Raw genomic sequence first — 24,611 nt, forward strand, 5'->3', positions numbered from 1 at the left:
CCCGGAATTACGAAAAAGGAAGAATATCATAAGCTCCTGAAATTAGTTATCTTTGATGTATGCAATCACTGGAACAGATAACTGAACTTAAGAATTCCCCCGAACTAATTTCAAAACTGACACAGTACGGGGTAGTACGGCATTACAAAGCCGGCGAAATGATTCTGGACGAAAACTCACACATCCGCGCCATCCCGATTGTTATAAGCGGAACTCTGAAGGTGATGCGCACCGAAGAGGATGGCCGCGAAATTCTTCTCTACTATATCAAAGCGGGCGAAAGCTGCATTATGTCTTTCCTGGGCGGCCTGCACGACGAAACGAGTAAGGTACGTGCCGATGTGGAGGAAGATGCAGAAATCCTTTTCCTCCCCGTGGATAAGGTCTCGCTTTTCATCCGTGAATACCCGGAATGGCTGGACTATATTTTCAGGCTTTACCATAAACGATTCGAAGAACTGTTAGAGATCGTAAATGCCATCGCTTTCAGAAAAGTGGACGAGCGCTTATTGGATCTTCTTCAGAAAAAGAAACTGGTTTCGGGCAGCAACACCCTGCAGGTCACTCATGAACAGCTGGCCAATGAATTGGGAACCGCACGTGTAGTGGTCTCCAGACTGCTCAAACAGCTGGAAGAAAGGGGTCAGCTGCAGCTGGGGCGGAACAAAATCACGCTAATGTAACCTAAGTAGCGGTGTGCGTTTCCCGTATGATGCAATTTTGCAGCATCAAAAAATCATCATGGAAATACTGGGTTATGCAGCATCACTTCTTATCGGAATTTCATTAGGGCTGATTGGCGGAGGGGGTAGTATACTTACCGTGCCGGTACTGGTTTATCTTTTTCGGGTGGATGCAGCCCTGGCTACTTTTTACTCCCTCTTTGTAGTAGGTTTAACCAGCCTGGTTGGATCGGTTTCTTTTTTTCGCAAAGAGCAGATTGATCTCAGAACGGCAGTAATCTTCGGAATTCCCTCTGTCGTTACGGTGTACCTTACACGGCTATATATTTTTCCCGCCGTTCCGGACACAATAATTTCTTCCGGTTCCTGGGCAGTCAGTAAGGATGTGTTCCTGATGATCACATTTGCCATCTTAATGGTAGCAGCATCCTACAGCATGATAAAAAAATGTCGTGGCGCCAACTGTGACGAGGAGAAGACGATCACCAAAAAAACCTTACCTGTTCTGCTCTATGGTGCCGCTACAGGACTGATTACTGGCATGCTGGGTGCCGGTGGCGGCTTCATCATCATTCCAGCACTGGTTACGCTGCTGGGGCTGGACATCCGAAAAGCCATTGGCACTTCCCTTTTTATCATCGCCGTCAATTCGCTAATTGGATTCAGCGTCTCAATCACACAATTCAGCATCGAGTGGGCCTTCATCATTAAAATCGCCTTACTGGCCGTAGCCGGACTTTTTGCGGGCATGTATATTTCGGCCAGAACCGACGGCAAAAAATTAAAACCTGCCTTTGGTTATTTTGTCCTGGTGATGGGCGTCTATATTCTCCTTAAAGAAATCTCAAACTTTTAATTAAAAAATAAATAATTAAGATATGTTCAATTTACTAAAAAACCTTTTTTCAGCACCGGATCAGTCAGAGCTTTTGGAAATCATGAAAAACAAGCCTTTCCTTGTGGATGTACGGTCGCGCGAAGAATTTCAGGGCGGCTCTGTGCAGGGCGCAGTAAACATCCCGCTGAGTTCCGTTTCCCGGGAGCTGAAGAACTTTGCCGGCAAGACTAACATTGTGGTGTTTTGCCGAAGTGGCAACCGCAGCAGCCAAGCGAAAATGATCCTGGATCAGGGCGGCATCTCCAATGTATATAATGGGGGCAGCCTTCAAAATGTTCAAAACCTGCTAAAACAAAATTAAATGACCGATTTATTATCATCTCCCTGGCCATGGTATGTGGCCGGACCGCTTATTGGGCTCACTGTTCCTGCCTTGCTTATTCTCGGAAATAAATCTTTCGGAATCTCCTCTTCACTACGGCACATCTGTGCCTCATGTTTGCCGGCGGGCATTCCTTTCTTTAAGTATAACTGGCAGAAGGAAATCTGGAATCTGGTTTTTGTACTTGGTATTCTTATCGGCGGGATTATCTCGGTCACCTTATGGTCCGGCTCTGAGGAAGTAAACGTACATCCGGATTTGGCTCAGGAACTCGCAGGTTACGGCATTACGGATTTCAGCAATCTGGTACCGGTAGAACTTATGAACTGGGAGTCGCTCTTCAGCGCCCGCGGTCTGATCATGATGGTGGGTGGCGGCCTCCTGGTAGGTTTCGGAACACGTTATGCGGGCGGCTGCACCAGTGGTCATTCAATTATGGGTATTGCTAACCTCCAGCTTCCCAGCCTGATCGCTACAGTGTTCTTTATGATTGGAGGGTTTATTATGGCCAACTACATTTTACCCCTCATTTTATCACTTTAAATCTAATGAAAATGCAAAAACCAACAGACAATAATGCCGACCTGGAAGTACGGTCGCTGGACACCATGTGCGTGAACGAGAGTGCCCTGGAACACCGCTGGTTCCATAACATTAAATATCTGATCGTGGGCATTTTCTTCGGAATTGTCTTCATTAAGGCTGAGGTAATCAGCTGGTTCCGTATTCAGGAAATGTTCAGGCTGCAGTCCTTCCATATGTACGGCATCATCGGCTCGGCAATCCTTGTTGCCATGGCTTCTATATTTCTGATTAAAAGATTTAATGTAAAAACAATCTACGGGGAGGAGATCGTTCTCCACGACAAGAAATTCAATAAAGGACAGATTTATGGCGGATTAATTTTCGGATTTGGCTGGGCCCTCACCGGCGCCTGTCCCGGGCCGTTATTCGCACAGATAGGTACCGGCGCCACCCCTGTTGCGGTAACCCTGCTGAGTGCTATTGCCGGGACCTGGATTTACGGATATTTCCGCGATAAACTGCCGCATTAAACTTGCTAATTAAAGAAAATTATCCTGCCCAGACCGTTAAAAAAATCCGCCTCACCTTTACGGTGAGACGGATTTTTCTCCTCAGGTATTCTATCAAACCGGTAATGGATTCATCTCGCGGTCCCAGAATCTGTGTAGAATAATGTCACTCACAAATTCGTCCAGGTTTCCGTCCGTAACAATACCGTCTTCAGGATCATTAAGTCCGGGAATTGCCTTTTTAAGTAATTCGGCGCCGTTATCATCTGCGCCGATAGGCTTGCAGTGTTTATAGGCCTCAGCTACAAAATGAACCGCACCGGCATGCTCCATCAGAATTTTCACACTGTCGCCACCTGCCACATAAACCGCATCAAATAAAACAGAATCTGCAGTAAGCAAACTGTCATCAACAGGATATTCATCGCCTTTCTTAGTAGTTACAAAACCATGTCGCGGTGCGATAACCTTCACCACTGCACCCAATTCACAAAGAACTTTCTGTGTTTTTGTAAATGCCTCATCGTTCACACCATTGGCGGTAAGTAAAGCGATGCGGCGAGCTTTTATATTAGTAGGGAGTTTATTGGCCATACTTACCGACGGCGCTTCCGAAATAGGTAGTTCCACTTCAATAGAATGATAGTCCGCGGGATCCCCGTCAGCGGGTATAGCACCTGTAATAGGCTGTGGCAGTCTGCTGGGCACCAGTCCCAAATGCTCTCCTACTTTTCTGGCAAGGTCTTCATCAATCTCCAGTAACATATCTACCACACGCTGGCGGATCGGCACAACCTGCACTTTTCCCAGTTCAAATGAGAAGGCGTTCTGGATATGGCGTTTTTCATGCATCGTCATACTGTTATAAAACAGTTTCGGCTGACTGAAATGATCGAAGAAACTTTTACTTCTTCTGCGGATTTTTCCGGCATCTATACGTTCTTCAAAAGAGGTAAAACCGCCCTCTTTCATCATTGCCTGAAAAGGACATCCCTGTGCGAGACTGTTGGGATTGTAAGAGACCCTTCCTTTCGGTATCTGCATGCGGTGTATGCCGTCCCGCTGATTATTGGTGACATCCGGGATGGAACGGTTAATCGGAATTTCGTGGAAATTAGGACCACCAAGCCGCGAAAGCTGGGTATCTGTGTAAGAGAAAAGCCTGCCCTGCAGCAGCGGATCATTAGTAAAATCAATCCCCGGAACGATGTGCCCCGGATGAAAAGCAATCTGCTCGGTTTCTGCAAAGAAATTATCAGGATTACGGTTTAAGGTCATCTTGCCGATAATTTCCACAGGTACCAGTTCTTCAGGTATCAGTTTGGTTGGATCCAGCAGGTCGAACGGGAATTTATGTTCATCTTCCTGCTTAACGATCTGTACACCCAATTCCCACTCAGGATAGTGCCCATTATCAATTGCTTCCCACAAATCACGGCGGTGAAAATCGGTATCCTTACCCGCCAGCCTTTGCGCTTCGTCCCAGGCCAGGCCGAGGACGCCCTGAAGGGGCTTCCAGTGAAACTTAACAAAATGTGACTCACCTTCTTCGTTGATAAACCGGAAAGTATGGATCCCGAATCCTTCCATTGACCGTAAAGTTCGGGGGATTCCTCTGTCACTCATTTTCCAGATGACATTGTGCATGGTTTCCGGCATTAGGGAAACAAAATCCCAAAAGGTGTCATGTGCAGATGCCGCCTGTGGAATCTCATTATGAGGCTCAGGCTTCACAGCATGCACCAGATCCGGGAACTTCATGGCATCCTGGATGAAAAATACCGGCATATTATTACCTACCAGGTCGTAATTACCTTCCTGTGTGTAGAATTTCACTGCAAAACCGCGCACATCGCGTGGCAAGTCGGTGGATCCCCTGCTTCCCTGGACGGTAGAAAACCTTGCAAATACCGGAGTTTTAACGGTGGTATCATTCAGGAATTTGGCCTTGGTATACTTTGCCATGGATTTATAAAGCTGGAATTCACCGTGAGCACCGGAGCCTCTGGCATGCACAATTCTTTCCGGGATCCTTTCATGATCAAAATGAGTCATCTTCTCACGGAAGATAAAATCTTCCAGCAATGAGGGACCGCGCTCACCGGCTTTCAGGGTATTCTGGTCGTCGTTGATCTTTACGCCGTGGTCGGTGGTCATAAATTCACCTTTATCGTCTACAGTATATTTACCCAACTGTTCGAGCTTGGGATTTGCACCATTCTCAAATGGTTCCTGTTCGTTCACTTTCATATGTCTAATTGGTGTGTGATGGTTATACGGCATTCAGGTCTTTGGATTGATGCTTACCTCCGGCGGCCTGGGAGTTAAGATTGGTATCTGCGATGGAAGACAGCAGACAGTCAGATTTTTTCTCCTCGCCCAATGTACGAAGAAGCAGGTCCAATGCAGGCCTTTCGTTAAGCACTTTTGCATAAGCGCATAGTGTGCCATAGCTGGCAATTTCATAATGTTCCACTTTCTGTGAACTGCTAATAATCGCGGCATCACGTACGGGACCTTCCGCAGCACTGGCCACCGTTTCACGGCCCTCTTCCAGAATTCCTTCTATAGCCGGGCACTTCTTACCTTCTGCTTTCATCTCCAGGGAGGCAAACACTTCCTCCAGACGCACAACCTGCTGCTGAGTCTGTAAAAGATGATCCTTAATGGCAGTTTTTAGTTTAGGGTCTGAAGCCTTCTCATACATTTCGGGAAGTGCTTTTAGCAGGGCATTTTCAGCATAATAAATGTCTTTCAGACCATCTGTGAAAAGGTCACGAAGCTGCATGGCATCCGCCTTGGCATTCTGATTTTCTGACTTTGTTTTTTTCTTTTCCATTGGTTTTATATTTAGTTAATGTTGGTGTTATCTTTAATGCGAAGCATCAGCCGGATCTCATCAGAAAAGTCGGGTGCCCCAACCGCATCAATTATTAAACCAAAAAAACATCCCGAAAATACTGCAAAACAATGTCATCATATCGATACCGGCAGGATCCAAATAATTGATTTTCTGCGGAACAATAGTTGCAATAGGCAGGTGGACCACCATAAATTGAGCATGAAACTTAAAACCAACGTAACATTTAAGCAGTATCTGCAGCTGATGTTTAAACTTACCTATCAGAAAATCATGTTTCGCATTCTGGTGGGTATTGCCGCGCTTCTCTTTCTCTGGATTATCTTTTATCAGCTCGATCTCTTCGGACTCCCGCAACCCATCATCTATCAGTATATCACGCTGGGTCTTATTGGATTGGTGCAGCCTGCTATCGTTTTCAGCACGGTGCACCGCAATTACTACTCCAGCAATCAGCTTAGGGAAACACTGGAAATGGAACTTACCGCAGACCGTATTAAAATACACGGCGAAACCTTTTATATGGAAATCCTGTGGAAGCAGATTCACCGCTTCAGTGAACTTACCAGATGGTTTATGATCTATCAGAATAATCTTTCAGCCATTATCATCCCCAAAAGAAGTCTTACAACCGACCAGATCCATGAACTCCGCATTGTTTTGGCACAGGCCGAGCAACATTGTGCAAAATACCGCAGGGAAGTCGGGGTTTAACCTTAGAAGAAGACCTTGAAACGCTTATAAGTTGACAATTTAGATAAAACGGGAAGTTTCACGCTAACTAAGAATATTACAAAAACTACAAAAAAAGTTTTACCATTTTACTGTATGGTTGATGTATGATATACCTGTCAATACAGAAAGGCTGTCTCACGCTTGTGAGGACAGCCTTTTCTGAATTCATATATTGAGTTGCGTCGGTCGCAACATGAAAATTAAATGTTTACGGCCTGCAGTACGCCGGTCTTCTCCATGCACCCGCGCATCTTCATATAAGTACGCTCAATATCCTGATCCAAACCAATGGAAAAACGGATAAGCCCCGGCGACAGCCCCATTTCTTTCTGCTCATCAGTAGGGATTTCGGACGAAGTTGATGTGCCGGAAGCACAGAAAAGCGTTTTGTAAAAGCCCAGACTTACGGCCAGATAGCCTATATTTTCCGCCTGCATAGCCTCCATCAGCTCATTGGCCTTCTCCACTGTTTCTACATCCAGAGCAATCAGTCCTCCGTAACCGAATTCAGCGTTCATCATTTCCGAAAACAGTGAATGCTGCGGATGACTTTCAAGACCCGGATATTTTACTTTTAGGCCGTCCTCCTGCCATCTTTCCGCCAGGTACTGTGCATTCTCACTGTGTTTTTTCATCCTTAAATGGAGGGTGCGCAGGTTTTTCAGGATACTTGCTGCACGCAGGCTGTCCATGGTGGGTCCCAAAAGCATGCAGGCACCACTGTTTACATCCTTCAGACTGTTGATGAAATCGGTTGTACCACAAATCACTCCACCTACGGCGTCGCTGCTGCCGTTGATGAATTTGGTAAGACTGTGAATGGTCACATCGGCACCCAACCTGGTTGGCGAGACCATCAGTGGCGAAAAGGTATTATCTACCACCAGCTGTAAATTATGCTTTTTGGCAAGCTCAGAAAGTGCGTCGAGGTCGGCAACTTCAAGTAGAGGGTTGCTTACCGTTTCACAGTAAATCATACGTGTGTTTTCGGTTATAGCGGCCTCTACGGCGGCCAGGTCAGTGATATTGACAAAGGAAGTACCGATCTTCAAACCGGGCAGGAAATTTTTCATAAAGGCATAGGTTCCACCGTAAATAGTTCGGCTGGAAACAATATGATCGCCCGACTTACAGATCTGAAGCAGAACTGAAGTGATGGCACCCATTCCCGAAGCAGTCACATTGGCACTTTCCGTTCCCTCCATCTGAGCCAGGGCTTCAGACAGATAAAGATTGCTGGGTGAGGTATGTCTGGAGTAAAGATAACATCCTTCGGTCTGACCTTCAAAGGTGTCGGACATTGCTTTGGCGGTTAGGAAGGTGTAGGTGGAACTGTCGGAAATTGAAGGGTTTACACCACCAAATTCACCAAAAAACTGCAGGTCCTGAATTTTGTTTGCTGCACTGAATTCTTTCATATCTTTTTATTTTCCATAAAAGTGCCGATAACCCGCCAAATAAACAATCAATGCGCTTTAATTCAGAAAATAACCACAACATACGGGCGTATTATAAATTTTTATTCTATTTTTGAAAAATATAGAGTAACAAATCCAAAATATTTTCTGATGAATCTGGATGTAAAGGACCGGCAACTCCTGAATTTACTGCAGGAAAATTCCAAAAGAACCACAAAAAGTCTGGCAGCCGAACTGAACCTGTCCGTAACTGCTGTTTTTGAGCGTATTAAAAAACTGGAAAAACAGCAGGTCATTGGCAGTTATGTGGCCATGGTGAACCGCCAGAAGGTAGACCGTGATTTCTTGGTCATCTGTCACGTAAAACTCATTCAGCACAGTAAGGAGTACATCACCCAGTTTGAGCGTGAAATTTGCCGGTTTCCGGAGGTGTTGGAATGTTTTCATGTAAGCGGCGATTACGACTACATCCTCAAAATAATAGTGAAAGACATTGCAGAATACCGAGATTTTATGGTGACCAAATTAACCAACCTGCAGCATATTGCCAGTACACAGAGCGCATTCATGATCAAGGAAGTGAAAAGCACCACAATTGTAGGCCTGGAATAAGGTATGCCTCCCTGTGCATTTCATAGTGCCTACCCAATATGAAATCTTATTTTTGCAGGCTTAAATACAAAACCAACCATTGAAAAGATTTTTCTCCTCCCAGCTCTTCATCAACAGCAATCCCGCCAGGTCGAATATGGCATTGGCCGGATGGCTGTTCCTGATCCTTACCCCTTTGGTTCTCTGGTTGGATTCTGATTTTTTCCTGAATGATTACGGCTTCAATGGCCGCTGGCTGGCAAATGCATTTACAATAGTATATTTCCTGTGGCTTTTCTATGTGTCGGGCACTGAGCTTCGGAAGCTGATGTTTACAATGGTTATCATCTCCTATATCGGTGAACTTATTTTCTGCAGCCTTATAGGCATGTATCATTACCGAACGGTGCACATACCGCTTTACGTGCCACTGGGACATGCCATTGTGTATGCCTCGGGCTATATTTACGCCAATACGTTTTGGGCGGTGAAAAACAAAACCGCGCTCAAAAAGGCATTCCCTGTCTTATTTATATTGATTTTCCTGATACCCGTTATTTTTTTCAATGACATGTTCACACTGATCTTCAGTGTATTTTTCTTTGCCATCCTGCGCAGAAAGAAAGGCGATCCGCTTTACTATTTTATTGCATTGTGTGTGATTTACATTGAACTGCTGGGTACGGGTTTCAACTGCTGGAAGTGGGTTCCTGAAACCTTCGGTCTCATCCCTGCTGCCAATCCGCCCATGGGTGCCGTATTTTTTTATGCGGGTGGCGATGTGATTATCGCTAAACTGGTTAGTATTTGGGAAAACAGAAAAACGAGCCCAATTACTGAAATCGCTGATTAACTGCTCGAAAGCAAATTCTCATCTTTCAGCTGAATCTGGAGAACCTGGCCTATTTAAAGACTTAATATCACATAATCCGGCCATCAGATCCTCTGTTTTTCCTTAGATTTGTCTGAAATCAGGCAAAATGGAACACGTATTTTTTGAAACTCCGGCTCTTTTCCGCGAATGGTTATCTAAAAACCACGCTGCAGAAAACGAACTCCTGGTTGGATTCTACAAAGTGAACAGCGGCAGACAGTCCATCACCTGGTCCGAATCAGTGGATCAGGCGCTCTGCTTTGGCTGGATAGACGGCATCCGGAAATCACTGGACTCTGAAAGCTACACAATCCGCTTTACGCCGAGGCGGCCCAAAAGTATTTGGAGTGACGTTAATGTTAAAAAAGTAAAGGAGTTGAAAGAAGCGGGTTTGATGGAGCCCGCAGGATTAGAAGCCTTCAGCAAAAGGACAGCAGGCCGCTCTGGTATCTATTCGCATGAAAAACCTGCAGAGCAGCTTGCACCTCAATATGAAAAAACATTCAGCTCCCATCCTGTTGCCTGGGAATTTTTCTGCAAACAACCACCCTCCTACCGTAAAGTCATCATTCATTGGATCATGTCGGCCAAACGGGAAAACACCCGCTATGACAGGCTTCAGAAAGTAATTGACAGCAGTTTAAATCAGGAAAGGCTGCAGTGAAGTCACAATTTAGTCGCCAGGTATTCATCGCACGCTAGTTAATTGACAACTATTGCCTGGAATTTGATACGTACAGTAACCAAACGTATATATGAATCCACAGGACCATGATGCTTATAAACCAAAAAAGTACGTCCAGATTGATAATCCGGACTGGGTGAAGAACGCCACAGTGTACGAGGTGAATATCAGGCAGTTTTCCGCTGAGGGAACTTTTAGAGAAATAGAGAAACAGTTGCCGCGACTGAAGGAAATGGGGATAGATATTATATGGCTAATGCCCATACATCCAATAGGAGAACTGAACAGAAAAGGCAGTCTTGGCAGTCCTTACTCAGTGAAGGATTTTAAGGGAATTAATCCTGAATTTGGAACCGAAGCAGACTTCCGGAATCTGGTTCAGGCTGTTCATCGTCAGGGCATGTATGTAATTCTGGATTGGGTAGCCAACCACAGCAGTCTGGACAGTAATCTTGTGGCCGAACATCCGGAGTTTTACAAAAAGTCCCGCAATGGCAGGTTCCGGCCGACGCCGTGGCGCGATTATGATGATATTATTGAACTGGACTATGACCAGCCTGAACTACGGAAATACATGACGGAAGCGATGAAATATTGGGTCAGAGAATTTGACATTGATGGACTTCGCTGCGATATGGCCAGTTTTGTTCCGCGTGATTTCTGGGAAAATGTTCGCACAGAACTTGAAACCCTAAAACCTGTCTTCATGCTGGCTGAAGCAGAGGACCGCGACCTTCACAGCAAAGCGTTTGATGCCACCTACAACTGGGCCTTGTGGAACCACCTGCATGCCATTGCTCAGGGGCGAAGTAATGCCAAGATCCTGGCCGAAGCATATCTGGCGGAGCATGTTTCCATTTTTCCAAAGGAAGGCATCCGGCTGAATTTCATTGACAACCATGACAAAAATTCCTGGGAAGGTAATTCGGTCTCCAATTTCGGCAACGCCCTGGAAGCTGCCACTGTCTTTACAGTATTGATGGACGGGATGCCGCTCGTGTACAACGGTCAGGAAGCCGGACTGAGCCGTTCGCTCAAATTTTTTGACCGCGACCCCATCGAGTGGAAAACACACCGCAACTCCAACCTTTACACTACCCTGTTTAATTTAAAACATAGAAACCGCGGGCTTTGGAACGGCAGGTTCGGCGGTGAAATGGAGCGTGTGACCAACGACTGCATGGAGCATATCATTTCGCTTGTTCGGGAGAAAGAGGGCGACAAGGTTCTGGCGGTCTTTAACCTCAGCCCCAAAAAAGTGAATGTCACCCTGGACACTTCGGAGCACGCAGGCACCTACACCGAACTTTTCAGCGGTTCAGATAAGATTCTGCTAAAAAGTTGTCACCTTGAACTGGAGCCCTGGGGATATTTGGTCCTGTTCAGATCCAACTTACGGTAATAAACTATAATCTCTGTCTGATTTCTGACATCTGACATCTGACATCTAAAATCCTGACTCTACTTAACCACAAGGAGCACAAGGGTTGCACCAGGAACACAAAGTTAATATCTGCAAGAGTGGTGAACTTTCGAACCTCCTGACCTTCTAACCATCCAACTTACGGTAATAAACTATAATCACTGTCTGATTTCTGACATCTGAAATCTGAAATCTGAAATCTTTAGATATTACAAAATTCCACGAGCTATTGATCTTCCGATCGGAACCGCTGGGTCGGACAGTGTTTTTTAATTATTAAGCCTCATCTTTGCAGAATTAAATATTCAACCCATGTCTACAGAAAAAACAAGACTTCATATACGCAATAAAAACCGTGAACGTTACGACCTGAATGCCCTCAAAGAGGCTGAACCGGCACTCGGGAATTATGTTCAACCCAATAAATACGGTGACGATTCGGTCGAATTTGCGAATCCTGAAGCGGTTAAGTTGCTCAACAAAGCATTGCTGAGCCATTATTACGGAATAAAGAACTGGGACTTTCCGGCCGAAAATCTCTGCCCTCCCATTCCGGGCCGTGCCGATTATCTGCATTATATGGCAGATTTGTTGGGTCAGAGTAATTTTGGGAGTATTCCGGAAGGAGAAAAGATCACTGTACTCGATATTGGCGTGGGTGCCAACTGCATTTACCCCGCCCTAGGCGTGAGTGAGTATGGCTGGAAATTCGTAGGTTCGGATGCGGATCCGAACTCCGTAGCTTCCGCGGGCAAAATTGCGGAGTCCAATGCACAGTTAAAGGACAATGTTGAAATCCGCCTCCAGCCTGATGCTGATTCTGTATTTCATGGCATAATCGGCGATGGTGAGCGCTTCGATTTCACGCTTTGCAACCCTCCTTTCCATTCCTCGGCAGAGGAGGCAGAAAAGGGTACACAGCGGAAAGTCCGCAACCTCACCGGAAAAAAGGCTGCAGAAGCGGAACTGAATTTTTCCGGAATCAGTCAGGAACTTATCTATCCCGGGGGTGAAATAGCCTTTATACGCAAAATGATTAAGGAGAGCCGTGCCTTTGGCAAAAACTGCTACTGGTTTACGACGCTGGTTTCTAAAGAGTCCAACCTGAAAAAGGTGTACAGCGCACTGGAAGAAGCCCAAATCGTGTACAGAAAAACCATTCCGATGGGTACCGGCAATAAGGTGAGCCGCATTGTAGCCTGGACTTTCCTGACCCGGGAGGAGCAAATGCAGTGGCGCGAAGGCAGATGGAAAGTAAAGACAACGGACGAAAAACAAAAACAGCAGCCGGATAGCAGGGTTTAGTTGGCCGCGGAATGTAATGTACCAACTAATCCATAACGGTGATACTTAGTATCTATATTTCTGCGGAAAAAATGGAATGAATTTTCCATACCTTGGCTGAAGATTAGCCATTCAGTAATGAACCTCAGCAACTTTAACAGGAAAGGATTTACTTTTAAAAAACATACTCCGGAAGAGGTGTCTCACTTCGAGCGGATTTTTGATGTTTTTAAGGATCTGCTGACACACACTTCAGGTGATCTGGAAGAGGCTTTTGAGTGGCTGGAAATGCTGGATAAGGAGTATGATATCTTCACCGATGAGTATACAATTGCCGATTTCGAAGAAGATCTTAAAAAACGCGGCTACATTAAAGAAGAGATCAGACCCGAAGAAGGCAGTACCGGCAGCGGAAAGGGCCGGAATATTGTTACGCCCAAACTCGAGAAGGCACTCCGGGAATTTGCCCTGGACCAGATTTTCGGCAAACTGAAAAAGACGGGGATTGGCAACCACCGGACCTCCAAAGCGGGTGTGGGTGACGAAAGAGACGGCGAAAACCGCAGTTTTCAGTATGGCGATGAGCTATCGAACATAAACATGACTGAAAGCCTCAAAAATGCACAAATCAACAATGGTATCACAGATCTAAGGCTCACGGAGGATGATTTGATGGTGGAAGAAACGCACCACAAAGCACAGATGAGTACCGTTCTCATGATTGACATCAGCCATTCGATGATCCTCTACGGTGAGGACCGTATCACTCCGGCTAAAAAAGTGGCCATGGCCCTTGTTGAGCTTATTAAGCGGAAATACCCAAAAGATTCAATAGATATTATTGTTTTTGGCAACGAAGCCTGGCCCATTAAAATCAAAGACCTGCCCTACTTAAATGTTGGGCCCTACCATACAAATACCGTGGCCGGACTCGAACTTGCCATGGATATCCTCCGGCGAAAGAGAAACACCAACAAACAGATATTTATGATCACCGACGGCAAACCAAGCTGTATGAAACTTGCAACGGGTGAGTTGTATATGAACAGTGTGGGCCTGGATGAGACTATAGTGAACCAATGTCTTAACAAAGCGGCTCAGGCGCGCCGTCTCAAAATTCCGATCACCACTTTCATGATTGCTCAGGATCCTTACTTACAGCGTTTTGTAGAGGCTTTCACGGCTCAGAACCAGGGCAAAGCATTCCTTACCGGACTCAGCAAGCTGGGTGGGATGATCTTCGAGGATTATGAAAGGAACAGGATCAGAAGAATTTAGTTTAAGATGTCAGATGGCAGAGTTCAGATATCAGACAATAGAGGTTGGAAGTTGGGAGTTATGAGTCAGAAGTGTGAAGATGAAAAATAATTAAAACTCTGGGTTACCGGGAGGAAACAGTTGAATATTTATGAATTGATTTTAAGATCTAAACTCAAAAGTCTGAAATCTGAAATCTGACATCTTGGCTCTTGTCTCTACTGTACAGCATCTGCCCTCAAAGAACATTAAATAACAATGAAAGAAAGTACAACTTTTGGCGAACTGAAAAAATCAGGATATGCCCATAAAACCATTTCCAAGGAAATTCAGCAAAACCTTATCGCAAAAATCAGGGCGAAAGAGCCTGTGTTTGAAGGCCTTTGGGGTTATGAAGACACTGTTATTCCTCAACTTAAAAAAGCATTGCTGGCGGGACATCACATTAATCTGCTGGGATTGCGCGGACAGGCAAAAACACGTATTGCGCGAAGTATGGTAAGTCTGCTGGACGAATATATGCCCATCGTGCAGGGGTCAGAAATCAACGACAGTCCCTTTCAGCCCATATCAAAGCTGGCGCGCGACCTTGTTGATGAGCTGGGTGATGAAACTCCAGTATCCTGGGTACACCGCAGCGACCGCTTCTTTGAAAAACTCGCTACTCCGGATGTGAATGTAGCCGATCTCATTGGCGATATCGATCCTATTAAGGCCGCCACGCTGAACCTGCCTTACTCCGATGAGCGGGTTTTGCATTATGGGATGATTCCAAGGGCCAACCGCTGTATTTTCGTACTGAATGAACTGCCGGACCTTCAGGCACGCATTCAGGTTTCACTGTTCAACATCCTTCAGGAGGGTGATATCCAGATTCGTGGCTTCCAGCTCAGGATGCCTTTGGATATCCAGTTTGTATTTACGGCAAATCCCGAAGATTACACCAACCGCGGAAGCATAGTTACCCCGCTTAAAGACCGTATAGGCTCTCAGATCTTCACCCATTATCCTCAAAACATTGCCCTGGCCCGGCAAATCACGGAGCAGGAAGCTCGGATTTCTGCTGAAGACAGCGCAGTAATTGAAGTTCCCGATTATGCAAAAAACCTGCTTGAAGAGATCGCTTTTGCTGCGCGGAACAGCGAATTTGTTGATGCAAAAAGTGGTGTGAGCGCCAGGCTCACCATCAGCGCCATGGAAAACCTGATGGCTGCCGCCAAACTTCGCCTTATTGAATCTGATCTGTACCGTACAGCCGTTCGTTTACTTGATATTATGTCAGTAATTCCGTCTATTACGGGAAAAATCGAACTCGTTTATGAAGGCGAACAGGAAGGTGCGGATCATGTGGCCAGAATCCTTATTGACCAGGCAGTAATGAATCAGTTTGAAAATATATTCCCAAAGATTGGCAAACTGGAGAAAGAAGGCGTGAAAACTCCCTATACCGACATTGTCCGGTGGTTTGATGAAAACCAGCTTCATCTGAATTATCTGGACAAAGATCTAGACTACCGCAATAAACTGAACAGCATAAAACCGTTGGTATCACTTGTAGATGAAAATACCGGCGATCTAGGCGACGGCGACCGCTACTTTTGTATGGAGCTGGTTCTGTGGGCACTTACCGTGAGCAGGAAACTTGATAAATTCGAAAACGAAAGCAGTTTTACGTATGATGCGCCCGGCATCGGCAAATACTACAGCAGATAAAAAGGTAGCCCATTAAAAAAACAAACCTCTCCGGTATATTTCGAAGAGGTTTTTAATTTTCACAAAAAGCATCAGGCCTAGTCAGCCATCGCCTCACCCGCCTTGCGGTGGATAAAATTACCATAGATATGGCGCCTGGCAAATCTGCTTGGCGAATCTGCATTTACCATCTTAATATAAGTGTTGCGCGGAACACCAATGTACTCGTACATTTTACCATTCACATGCTGTATCTTAAGGATCTGTTTTTCATAGTCAAAATCCTGGATATTGGACTTCGATGTGGTTTCGCTGTACTCCTCTTTGTACTTCTCCTGCGTTTCGGGATTGATGCTCACCAAAAAATGATAGGCTTCAATCACCGATTTACTGGTGGCTTCAGCCTCGGTACGTCCTTCCTCGTCATTTACAAATTTATCCGGATGCGCTTCCTTCATTGTATTTCTGTAAATGGTTTTCAGTTCTTTCAGGGTCACCGTCTTGTCTACGCCCAGCAGTTTGCGGTGTTCGCCAATTCTTTTCATATAAAATAATATTTTGATTCAGGAAATAGAAAGGCATTCGGCTTAAAAAATAATAAGCATCATCCTGTCTGAATTTCGGGGTGCAAAATTAGGCTTTTAATTTTTAATATGAAGAGTGATAATTAATTACAGATTTATTTTCGCAGAATGAATACCTTTGCGCCCTGTTTTAACCCTATAAAAGTGCAGGAAGGATGCGCTTCTTCAGATATTGAATGGATTCGGAATTAAGATGCCGGACCGCCTGCGGAGAATGTGGCGGAATTGGAAAAAAAAAGCAGCGCCTTCGCAAAAGTGTGCGTTTCCGTTATGAAAAAGCTTTGGAGACATGGCATTCAGAAGGAGCCATAGGTCCCGTACCCGGAAAACCAAAACCTCATTACACCACTTGCAGTGTATGTTCCGGCAGTGGGCTGATACCTTCTGAAAACTATCCTGTACCCGATACCCAGAGATTCCCGCATCTGGCCATCATTGGTGGCGGCATTGGCGGAACTGCACTCGCACTTGCCTGTCTGCACCGCGGCATCCCGTTCACACTGTACGAAAAAGACAACAGTTTCAGTGACCGTTCCCAGGGTTATGGACTTACCCTGCAGCAGGCCAGTAAAGCTATGGAAGGCTTCGGCATTAATAATCTCGAAGATGGCGTGGTTTCCACCAAACATATTGTACACACACCAGACGGTAAAATTGTGGGCGAATGGGGAATGCGGAAATGGCTGGGGACCAACAGTAAGGCCGGCAGCCGGCGCACCAATATTCATATTGCCAGACAGAAATTACGGTCGGTACTTCTGAGACCACTGCAAAACAGCGGTTCTGTAAAATGGGGTTATGAACTTCTGCAATTCAACCATTGTGATGATCACAGCCTAAACCTGAAATTCCGGGTGAATGATGAGTTGGTTGTGGAGAAAGCAGATGTGGTAATAGGCGCTGACGGTATAAGGAGTATTGTAAGGCGACAAATTTTAGGGGAAGAAACGCTCCCGCTCCGTTACCTGGGCTGCATGGTAATCCTGGGAATCTGCAGGCTCGGTGAAATTGGCGAATGCGACCGCTCCCTCCTGGATTCGGCTACTGTCTTTCAGACAGCCAACGGTCATGAACGCATCTATATAATGCCTTACGACGACGTATCTGTAATGTGGCAACTTAGTTTTCCCATTTCGCAGGAAGAGGCAATTGCTTTACGTAACAGAGGTAATGAAGCCTTAAAACAGGAAGCTATCCGAAGAACCCCCTGGCACGACCCCATTCCGCAAATTCTGAACGCTAGCGACCCATCAAAAATTTCCGGTTATCCGGTGTATGACCGTGACTTGCTCACTCCTGAGCTTCTGAATACCTCAGGCGCTGCCACACTGATTGGTGATGCGGCACATCCCATGAGTCCGTTTAAAGGTCAGGGAGCCAATCAGGCCCTGCTGGATGCACTGTCACTGGCGCGGGAAATAACAAAGGCGTGTTCAAATCCTAACACAGGGCAGGATAAAGACATAAGGGAAAACATTCTGAATCGTTTTGAAGCAGAGATGCTGCAGCGAAGTGCTGTTAAGGTGGAAGATTCTGCCGCAGCCGCAGAGTTTCTGCATTCGGAACTGGCACTCTTTGAAGCGGATGAACCGCGCGGTAAGGTCATCAAAAGAAAGCATAAAGAATAGAATTCGCGATAGTAGCTCTACTTTTGAAAAACCGCAAATCCTCCGGGTTCCAAAGAAAAATGGGCCCCGTTGGTGAAATCACGCGTTGAAAGTGTAAAAACACAGGTATAAACTCCGGATAGCGATTCTTCTGTAATCTCAAAATTGATTGGTTTTGTGGAAAAACTGAGCACCGTTAGTACTGCGTGCATTCCGTTTTGTCTTAGGTATGCCAGAATTTTATCATCGGCTGTAGTCTTCAGCAAATGCGTCCGCACGGCCGGGTCGCCACCCCGCAGCGCCGGATAATTGCTTTTAAGGCGCAACAGAGTTTTATAGAAGTCATGGAGTTTATTAGTACCGGTCCACGGGATAGGGTCCTTCTCAAAAAACTCAAGTCTTTTTGTGCGCATCGGTATTTCCTGCCCGTTATAGATGAGTGGCACGCCGTTCCACGTCACTGAAAAGACGGCCAGCGCCTCTGCATAGATCCCATATTTCTCAAATTCAGTACCGTTCCAGGTATTCTCGTCATGATTAGATGTAAACCAGGCACGCATAGAGCCGTCTCCAATCTCTGAATATCTGGTCAACAGTGTCTTAAGTTCACCTAAAGTCACTTTGCCATCGCAAAAATCCCTGGTCAGGTGCATCCAGTTCCAGGAATAACTGGCATCGAAAATCTTTCCGTACCCGGGATCATCAAGTTCGTCAAATTCACCGAGCCAAAAAAGTGGTTTCAGTTTTTCCAGTTCAGGTCTTGCCTGTTGCCAGAAATCCAGTTGCACCCATGCTGCCAGGTCGCAGCGGAACCCATCTATATTTGCTTCCCTAACCCAATATTTCATGGCCTCAATCATGGCCAGGCGCATATCAGGATTAGAGTAATCCAGTTCAATGATGTCGGCCATTCCGGATGCGGGTTGAAAATCGCCGGTAAGGGGGTCCCGCAGGTAGAAATCCGGGTGGGTATATGTCCACACATGGTCCCAGCCTGTATGGTTGGCTACCCAGTCCATAATCACTCTGAAGCCGAAGCTGTGCGCTTCCTGCACTAAATTTTTTAAATCTTCCAGCGAACCAAATTCCGGGTTTACAGCTGTATAGTTGGCCGCCGCATACTGACTGCCCATACTTCCTTTTTTGTTTTTCTGTGCGATAGGGGTTATCGGCATCAGCCACAGCGTTTCAACACCCATATCCCTAAGCCGGGGCAAATGTGCGGCAAAGGCTTTGAAAGTTCCTTCGGGAGTGTACTGTCTCAGGTTTACTTCGTAGATATTGGTGGTGTGCTTCCACCTGCAGGTTCCATTCATTGGTTCTGATAATAGAAGAGTTAAAGCAGCAAGGTCGGGATAATTCCCCAATTATTCCAGAAATGGAGTCCTACAATTCCAGCGAAACAAAATTCGCATCCGGACAATAAAAAACCCTGCGGTTGCAGGGTGTATATTTGTTAATCTTCATCGTCATCATCCAGTGGCTCATCAGCGAAATCCAAAGCATCGTCATCATCAAAATCATCATCCTCATCGGCAAAATCACCTTCTTCAAAATCATCGTTGAAACCAAAATCCTCGTCCTCGTCCAGAAGCGGCATGACCGGCTTCTTGCTTTTACCTGTACTTTTACCTGGTGCCTTCAGCGGCACAGCACCAAAACGGAAAACGGTTATAGGATAATTAACAGCAGGTTTTTCATCCACTATTTCCACAAGTTCGCAGAAAAATTCCCAAAGGTCAAGCAGTCCGTACTGAAACTGTGCACGGTCGCCTTCATTTGCGAATGCTTCATCAATATAAACGTCTGACATGATTTCACCATCGCCCTCATCGGTCATATCCTCCAGAGGTACGGACTTAATGATGGTCCCGTCTGACTCGAGCAGATTAAAGGCCGACAGTTCCTCACCCTGAAGGCTGAAGGCACTCTTGATACCTAAATGCAGGTTCCAGAGTGTCTGTTTCCCTTTGATTTCAATATCGCGGAAAATATTGTCCTTGGTATCTAAAATGACGCGGATTTTATAAACCATTAGTGCTTTCTTGTATTAGTTTTGCTTAATGTTAACGGTACAAATATAGGATAATTGTAAGCGGAGCAAAAAGTTTTAAAAATCTTTTTTTTTAAAATATTTTATTACATTCCGCGCCGTCTAAGGCTCGGTTTCCAGCATAAAAGTAAAGGTGGTCCCTTCCAGATAAACACTGTGTACGGAGATGGCTTCGTTGTGTGCCTCGAGGATATGTTTTACGATGGCCAGCCCTAATCCGGAACCGCCACCACGGCGGCTGCGTGAAGATTCAACCCGGTAAAACCTTTCAAAGATGCGCGGCAAAAGTTCCTTTTTGATGCCCATTCCATTGTCGGCCACCTCTACCAGCACTTTTGAGCGCAGTTTGTTGGTACGCACGGTGATCAGTGCATTCTCGCGGTTGGAGTAATGAATGGCATTTGAGATAAGGTTAATGATCACTTGGCTGATACGCTGCCTGTCCGCACGCACCATAATTGCGGCATGCGAGGTCTGGAGCTGCATCCTGGCTTCCCGACGCTCAGCTTCAAGATCCAGCATATCCATGATTTCGCGGATGAGGATATTGAGGTCAAATGTGGTAATATTAAGGTTGATTTCGCCGTATTCAAACTGATTCAGCATATCCAGGTCCTTCACAATATCCAACAGCCTTTCCACCGATTTATCAATGCGTTCCAGGTATTTGTCCCGGATGGCCAGGTTCTCAACACCGCCATCCATAAGGGTTTCCACATAGCCCTGAATGGAGAAGAGTGGTGTTTTCAACTCGTGTGAGACATTGCCTATATATTCTTTGCGGTAGCTGGCCATCCCTTTCATGGTGTCAATTTCGCTGGCATTTCTCTGGGAAAGCTCGGAAACCTTTTCACCAAGCTGTGTGAAACTCATTTTACTCTCGTCTGTCGGGATAATGCCCTGCGGCAGGATGGTACTGATGCGTTTGATCTGTTTTTTGCCATAATAGCCGAACAAAAATTCCAGCAGGAAATAATTAACGGCCAGCATTATCAGGACACAGAGTGACATAATCATGTAAAAACGGTTGCGGTCCTCCGCCAGCTGTTCCTGTGAGAGATTGAAGGCCAGCGCCACAAAAACCGTCACAAGGGTGATGAAAAGCGAGGCGATGAAAGTAAGTTCCCTGAATTTCAAATTGAAGAAATATTTAAAGATATTCGGTTAAACAATGAGCTTATAACCAATTCCTTTAAGCGTCTGAATAGAATTGAGACCTAATTTTTCCCGCAGGCGGCGGATGTGCACATCTATTGTACGTTCTCCCACCACTACATCGCTACCCCAAACTTTCTCCAAAATCTCCTCTCTCTTAAAGACTTTATCAGTATTGGAAGCTAAGAGATAAAGAAGGTCAAATTCTTTCTTGGGCAACAGAAAAGCCTGTCCGTTTCTGGAAACCCTGAAGTTATCCTTGTCAATCACCAAATCGCCCACTTCAATAAGTTTGGCCTTTTCATTTACCTGCGAAGTAAGCTGCAGAAGTGCATTCACCTTGGATATAAGAACCTTGGGCTTGATGACCTTTACAATATAATCATTACCGCCGGCCTGATATCCCGCCAGTTGGGAGAACTCCTCGCTGCGTGCCGACAGGAAAACGATAAGTGTTTTCTGAAGGCTTTTTATCTGTCTGAGTTCCTGGCAGGTTTCAATACCGTCCTTTCCGGGCATCATGACATCGAGAAGGATAAGATCCGGTACAAGTGTGCGCGCCTTTTCGATACCTTCTTCACCACCACTGGCGGTAACTACTTCATATCCTTCCTTTTCCAGATTATAAGACAGGATTTCCAGGATGTCCTGTTCATCATCAATCAGTAAGATCTTTTTGGTACTCATCTTCAGTTTTTATCCTTTCAAAATTACTAAAAATTAACACGTGGTCCGGCCTGACCGCCTTTATTCACGCAAAGTTAATATTGGCATTTTCCTGTTCATTATTTATTAAAACAAACTTAAAACTGAGTATACAGCATTTCGCAGGGGACTGAGGACCTTTGCAGTGAAAGAAAAACAAGTAAAAAACAAGAAATGAAAATCACTAAATTAAGTGTTGGAGTTTTATTCCTCCTGGGAACGGCACAGACACTTTCAGGACAACAGGCCGCACAGGATACGCTTAGGACAGAGAAACAGATTGAAGGTGTTGTCCTGCGCGGCAGCGTAAAAAAAGGTGCGGAAAGCAACCTGATCAGCCTTCAGCGTAAATCTGCCGAAGTAATTGAAAGAGTAGGTGCAGTGCAGCTTGAGAAACAGGGAGTCGGCGACGTATCTGTAGCTGTAACCAAAGCCACCGGCGCACAGAAGCAGGAAGGCAGCGGGCAGGTTTTCATACGCGGTCTGGGCGACAGAAGTAACTCCACAAGCATGAACGGGCTGCCCATTCCTTCCAACGATCCCGCTTATAAGAACATTGACCTCGGTATCGTGAAAACAGACATGATCGATTTCGTAGGCCTGGAAAAAGTATATAACCCCAGGCTTTGGGGCGATATGGCGGGCGCAAATGTGGATATTGTTTCCAAAGTATACACCGGTAAGCCCTATTTCAAAGTAAATCTGGGATCATCAGTGAACTTCAACGCTTTTTCAAAGTCCAATTTTTACCTTCAGAACGGTCCGGACTATTTGGGTTTTAAACAGATCAGTAAGCCCAAAAATGCCAAGATCGCACAATTTGGATATGCCTTCAATACAGGCTGGCAAAATGAGGAGACCTATAACCCCATCAACTCTTCACTTGGCGTTGACTTTGGCAAATCTTTCCGCATAGGCGAAGATGGAAAGCTGAGTGTTTTCGGATTTGGAAACTTTGACAATGATTATAACTTCAGGGAAGGTATCATACGTTCCGTAGATAATTCCGGCGCGCCACTCAAAGATCTGTGGGGTCAGGAATTCACCTACGACACCAACACCACCGGGCTTCTAAACCTCAATTACCGCATCAACAGTGATCATACGGTGAAGGCTACCACCAATTATATTCATACCACAGAACAGAAACTGGGACTTTATGAAGGGTATATACGGGATACAAATGAAGACCGGGCCAATGAAACAGCACACCTGCGCAGGGCAACCTACAAAACAAATGATCTCTGGATTAACCAGATTGCCGGTGAGCACCGTATTACCGATCCGCTGAAGCTATATTGGAATCTTGGTTACAACCGTCTGGACAGCAGAAGACCGGACCGGCAGCAGAATATCAGTGTTGAAAACCTGAATACAGGCCTTCACCACTTCATTGCCGGAAACGCCGGAGCCAATCACCGGTATTTTGACCAGCTTCTGGAGAATGATTACGCTGCCAATATCTACGCAGATTATCAGTTGAGCGACCGTATAAAGTTAACCGCAGGTTACCGCGGACGCTTAAAAGATTCGGATTTCCGTGCTACACAATATAATTTTCGGGTTAAACTGGCTCCTGGCAATTATTATGTAACTCCCGAAGATTACGGTGCATTTTTCAACTATGAAAATTACCAGTCCGGTGCATTCTTTGACATAAGGACCTTCCGCGGAATTGTGGGTGCAGATGAGATGGCCCTTGTTCCACAATACTATCGATCCGAAGTGATGAACCACGGAGCTTTTGCCAATGCTGAATTTAAAGCCGGAGAAAAGCTGACTGCCCAACTCGGTGTGAGTTATGAGAACCTACAGCAGTCCATCCTTTACAATACTAGTATTCAGGAAGGTGATGTAGATAAAAACTATTCTAAAATCCTTCCGGCGCTGAACCTAAAATACAGTCTGAACGACCTGCATAACCTCCGTCTGTCCGCGTCCAAAACGTACACTACCCCACTTCTTCTGGAAATTGCACCTTTCGAGTATGAAGATATAGACGAACTCAGCTTTGGAAATACAGACCTGAACCCGGCAGATAATTACAACCTGGACCTGAAGTGGGAATGGTTCCCAAAACGGGGCGAATTGATTTCGGCTACAGTTTTCGGAAAATACATTTCAAACCCAATTTCCCGCGTCACCGTAAACTCCTCTTCAAATTCAGTTTCGTTTGTGAACACAGGCGACAGGGGAATGATCTTCGGTGTTGAGGCCGAATTGAGAAAAGATCTGTACACGAATGGCAATTCCCGGTTCTATACTTTTATGAACGCCACGTACCTAAATACCGAACAGGAACTGGATTCCGAAAAGGTGGACAGAGAAAATCCAAATTCAAAAGTTGCAGTTTCCTTTATCAGCAGCCAGGACAGAATGCAGGGGGCTTCCGACTTCCTGGCCAACCTTAACCTTGGCTGGGAACAGAAATGGAACCGGAACACTATGGATGTAGTCCTGTCCTACTCTCATATTTCCGATAATATCTATGCTCTGGGTTATGAAAGTAAGGGCAACCTGGTAGATAAAGCAGTAAATTTTCTGGATGCGACCGTGAGGTTTTCCCTTAATAATGGCCTGGGAATATCTGCCAGTGCGAAAAATTTGCTGAACACAAGTTTCACCCGCGTACAGGCCAATGCCAATGGTGATGTAATAGTGAGGGAGTATAAAAAAGGGATAAACGCCGGAATCGGTTTTTCCTATCAGTTTTAAAAATCAAAACCATTATAATCTAAAAAAAGCTTTATT

General features: G+C 45.5%; 23 protein-coding genes. 15 read left to right on the forward strand and 8 right to left on the reverse strand.

Annotated elements, in window-relative coordinates:
• Nucleotides 1-59 precede the first annotated feature (59 nt).
• The 5 genes from P0M11_RS10720 to P0M11_RS10740 are packed head-to-tail and all read left to right on the forward strand — an operon-like array spanning nt 60 to nt 2,958.
• Nucleotides 60-683 (forward strand): Crp/Fnr family transcriptional regulator, encoded by a 624-nt coding sequence (locus tag P0M11_RS10720; RefSeq protein ID WP_275625650.1) that lies wholly within the window; start codon nt 60-62, stop codon nt 681-683.
• Between the two features lie 58 nt (nt 684-741).
• The gene (locus P0M11_RS10725; protein ID WP_275625651.1) at nt 742-1,539 is read left to right on the forward strand and encodes a sulfite exporter TauE/SafE family protein; all 798 of its coding nucleotides are present in this window, start codon (nt 742-744) and stop codon (nt 1,537-1,539) included.
• 22 nt (nt 1,540-1,561) lie between these two features.
• A complete protein-coding gene (locus P0M11_RS10730) occupies nt 1,562-1,882 on the forward strand; it encodes a rhodanese-like domain-containing protein (protein ID WP_275625652.1) in 321 nt (106 codons plus the stop codon).
• The gene (locus P0M11_RS10735) at nt 1,883-2,446 is read left to right on the forward strand and encodes a YeeE/YedE thiosulfate transporter family protein (RefSeq protein ID WP_275625653.1); all 564 of its coding nucleotides are present in this window, start codon (nt 1,883-1,885) and stop codon (nt 2,444-2,446) included.
• Nucleotides 2,447-2,457: 11 nt separating this feature from the next.
• On the forward strand, nt 2,458-2,958 hold the full coding sequence (locus P0M11_RS10740) for a DUF6691 family protein (RefSeq protein WP_275625654.1): 501 nt from the start codon (nt 2,458-2,460) through the stop codon (nt 2,956-2,958).
• Between the two features lie 93 nt (nt 2,959-3,051).
• Here the strand turns inward: P0M11_RS10740 and P0M11_RS10745 are convergent, their stop codons facing one another.
• Both P0M11_RS10745 and P0M11_RS10750 read right to left on the reverse strand, forming a co-directional pair.
• A complete protein-coding gene (locus P0M11_RS10745) occupies nt 3,052-5,187 on the reverse strand; it encodes a catalase (protein WP_275625655.1) in 2,136 nt (711 codons plus the stop codon).
• A 22-nt stretch (nt 5,188-5,209) separates the two neighbouring features.
• Nucleotides 5,210-5,776 (reverse strand): ferritin-like domain-containing protein, encoded by a 567-nt coding sequence (locus tag P0M11_RS10750; RefSeq protein ID WP_275625656.1) that lies wholly within the window; start codon nt 5,774-5,776, stop codon nt 5,210-5,212.
• Between the two features lie 222 nt (nt 5,777-5,998).
• Between P0M11_RS10750 and P0M11_RS10755 the strand changes: the two genes are divergently transcribed.
• Entirely contained in the window at nt 5,999-6,511 is a 513-nt protein-coding gene (locus tag P0M11_RS10755; RefSeq protein WP_275625657.1) for a YcxB family protein, read from the forward strand.
• A gap of 221 nt (nt 6,512-6,732) precedes the next feature.
• Here the strand turns inward: P0M11_RS10755 and P0M11_RS10760 are convergent, their stop codons facing one another.
• Complete coding sequence (locus P0M11_RS10760; RefSeq protein ID WP_275625658.1) at nt 6,733-7,950, reverse strand: aminotransferase class I/II-fold pyridoxal phosphate-dependent enzyme; 1,218 nt, start codon at nt 7,948-7,950, stop codon at nt 6,733-6,735.
• A 150-nt stretch (nt 7,951-8,100) separates the two neighbouring features.
• Between P0M11_RS10760 and P0M11_RS10765 the strand changes: the two genes are divergently transcribed.
• The 7 genes from P0M11_RS10765 (at nt 8,101) to P0M11_RS10795 (ending at nt 15,777) form a co-directional block, all read left to right on the forward strand.
• Nucleotides 8,101-8,562, forward strand: a complete 462-nt coding sequence (locus P0M11_RS10765; RefSeq protein ID WP_158064276.1) for an Lrp/AsnC family transcriptional regulator — start codon at nt 8,101-8,103, stop codon at nt 8,560-8,562.
• 79 nt (nt 8,563-8,641) lie between these two features.
• On the forward strand, nt 8,642-9,394 hold the full coding sequence (locus P0M11_RS10770; RefSeq protein ID WP_275625659.1) for a hypothetical protein: 753 nt from the start codon (nt 8,642-8,644) through the stop codon (nt 9,392-9,394).
• 127 nt (nt 9,395-9,521) lie between these two features.
• On the forward strand, nt 9,522-10,079 hold the full coding sequence (locus P0M11_RS10775; protein ID WP_275625660.1) for a YdeI/OmpD-associated family protein: 558 nt from the start codon (nt 9,522-9,524) through the stop codon (nt 10,077-10,079).
• 91 nt (nt 10,080-10,170) lie between these two features.
• Complete coding sequence (locus P0M11_RS10780) at nt 10,171-11,502, forward strand: alpha-amylase family glycosyl hydrolase (protein WP_275625661.1); 1,332 nt, start codon at nt 10,171-10,173, stop codon at nt 11,500-11,502.
• A 333-nt stretch (nt 11,503-11,835) separates the two neighbouring features.
• Nucleotides 11,836-12,828 carry a 23S rRNA (adenine(1618)-N(6))-methyltransferase RlmF gene (gene rlmF / locus P0M11_RS10785; protein ID WP_275625662.1) on the forward strand — a complete coding sequence of 331 codons (993 nt, stop codon included), beginning with the start codon at nt 11,836-11,838 and terminating at the stop codon, nt 12,826-12,828.
• Nucleotides 12,829-12,945: 117 nt separating this feature from the next.
• Nucleotides 12,946-14,085 (forward strand): VWA domain-containing protein, encoded by a 1,140-nt coding sequence (locus tag P0M11_RS10790; protein ID WP_275625663.1) that lies wholly within the window; start codon nt 12,946-12,948, stop codon nt 14,083-14,085.
• Between the two features lie 237 nt (nt 14,086-14,322).
• Nucleotides 14,323-15,777, forward strand: a complete 1,455-nt coding sequence (locus tag P0M11_RS10795) for a sigma 54-interacting transcriptional regulator (RefSeq protein ID WP_275625664.1) — start codon at nt 14,323-14,325, stop codon at nt 15,775-15,777.
• A 77-nt stretch (nt 15,778-15,854) separates the two neighbouring features.
• Here P0M11_RS10795 and P0M11_RS10800 read toward each other — a convergent pair whose 3' ends face one another.
• The gene (locus P0M11_RS10800; protein ID WP_158064283.1) at nt 15,855-16,301 is read right to left on the reverse strand and encodes a KTSC domain-containing protein; all 447 of its coding nucleotides are present in this window, start codon (nt 16,299-16,301) and stop codon (nt 15,855-15,857) included.
• Between the two features lie 215 nt (nt 16,302-16,516).
• On the opposite strand from P0M11_RS10800, the gene P0M11_RS10805 reads away from it, so the two are divergent.
• A complete protein-coding gene (locus P0M11_RS10805; RefSeq protein ID WP_275625665.1) occupies nt 16,517-17,968 on the forward strand; it encodes an NAD(P)/FAD-dependent oxidoreductase in 1,452 nt (483 codons plus the stop codon).
• A 17-nt stretch (nt 17,969-17,985) separates the two neighbouring features.
• On the opposite strand, the gene P0M11_RS10810 is transcribed toward P0M11_RS10805, so the two are convergent.
• The 4 genes from P0M11_RS10810 to P0M11_RS10825 form a co-directional block, all read right to left on the reverse strand.
• On the reverse strand, nt 17,986-19,263 hold the full coding sequence (locus P0M11_RS10810) for an alpha-amylase family glycosyl hydrolase (protein ID WP_275625666.1): 1,278 nt from the start codon (nt 19,261-19,263) through the stop codon (nt 17,986-17,988).
• Between the two features lie 140 nt (nt 19,264-19,403).
• Entirely contained in the window at nt 19,404-19,982 is a 579-nt protein-coding gene (locus P0M11_RS10815; RefSeq protein ID WP_275625667.1) for a hypothetical protein, read from the reverse strand.
• Nucleotides 19,983-20,102: 120 nt separating this feature from the next.
• The gene (locus P0M11_RS10820; protein ID WP_275625668.1) at nt 20,103-21,137 is read right to left on the reverse strand and encodes an ATP-binding protein; all 1,035 of its coding nucleotides are present in this window, start codon (nt 21,135-21,137) and stop codon (nt 20,103-20,105) included.
• A gap of 27 nt (nt 21,138-21,164) precedes the next feature.
• Nucleotides 21,165-21,842, reverse strand: a complete 678-nt coding sequence (locus P0M11_RS10825) for a response regulator transcription factor (protein ID WP_275625669.1) — start codon at nt 21,840-21,842, stop codon at nt 21,165-21,167.
• A gap of 192 nt (nt 21,843-22,034) precedes the next feature.
• Here P0M11_RS10825 and P0M11_RS10830 point away from each other — a divergent pair, with 192 nt between their 5' ends.
• The gene (locus tag P0M11_RS10830; protein WP_275625670.1) at nt 22,035-24,575 is read left to right on the forward strand and encodes a TonB-dependent receptor; all 2,541 of its coding nucleotides are present in this window, start codon (nt 22,035-22,037) and stop codon (nt 24,573-24,575) included.
• Nucleotides 24,576-24,611: the final 36 nt, after the last annotated feature.

The organism is Kaistella sp. PBT33-4 (assembly GCF_029194425.1).
In the GTDB taxonomy this organism is placed as follows: Bacteria; Bacteroidota; Bacteroidia; order Flavobacteriales; family Weeksellaceae; genus Marnyiella.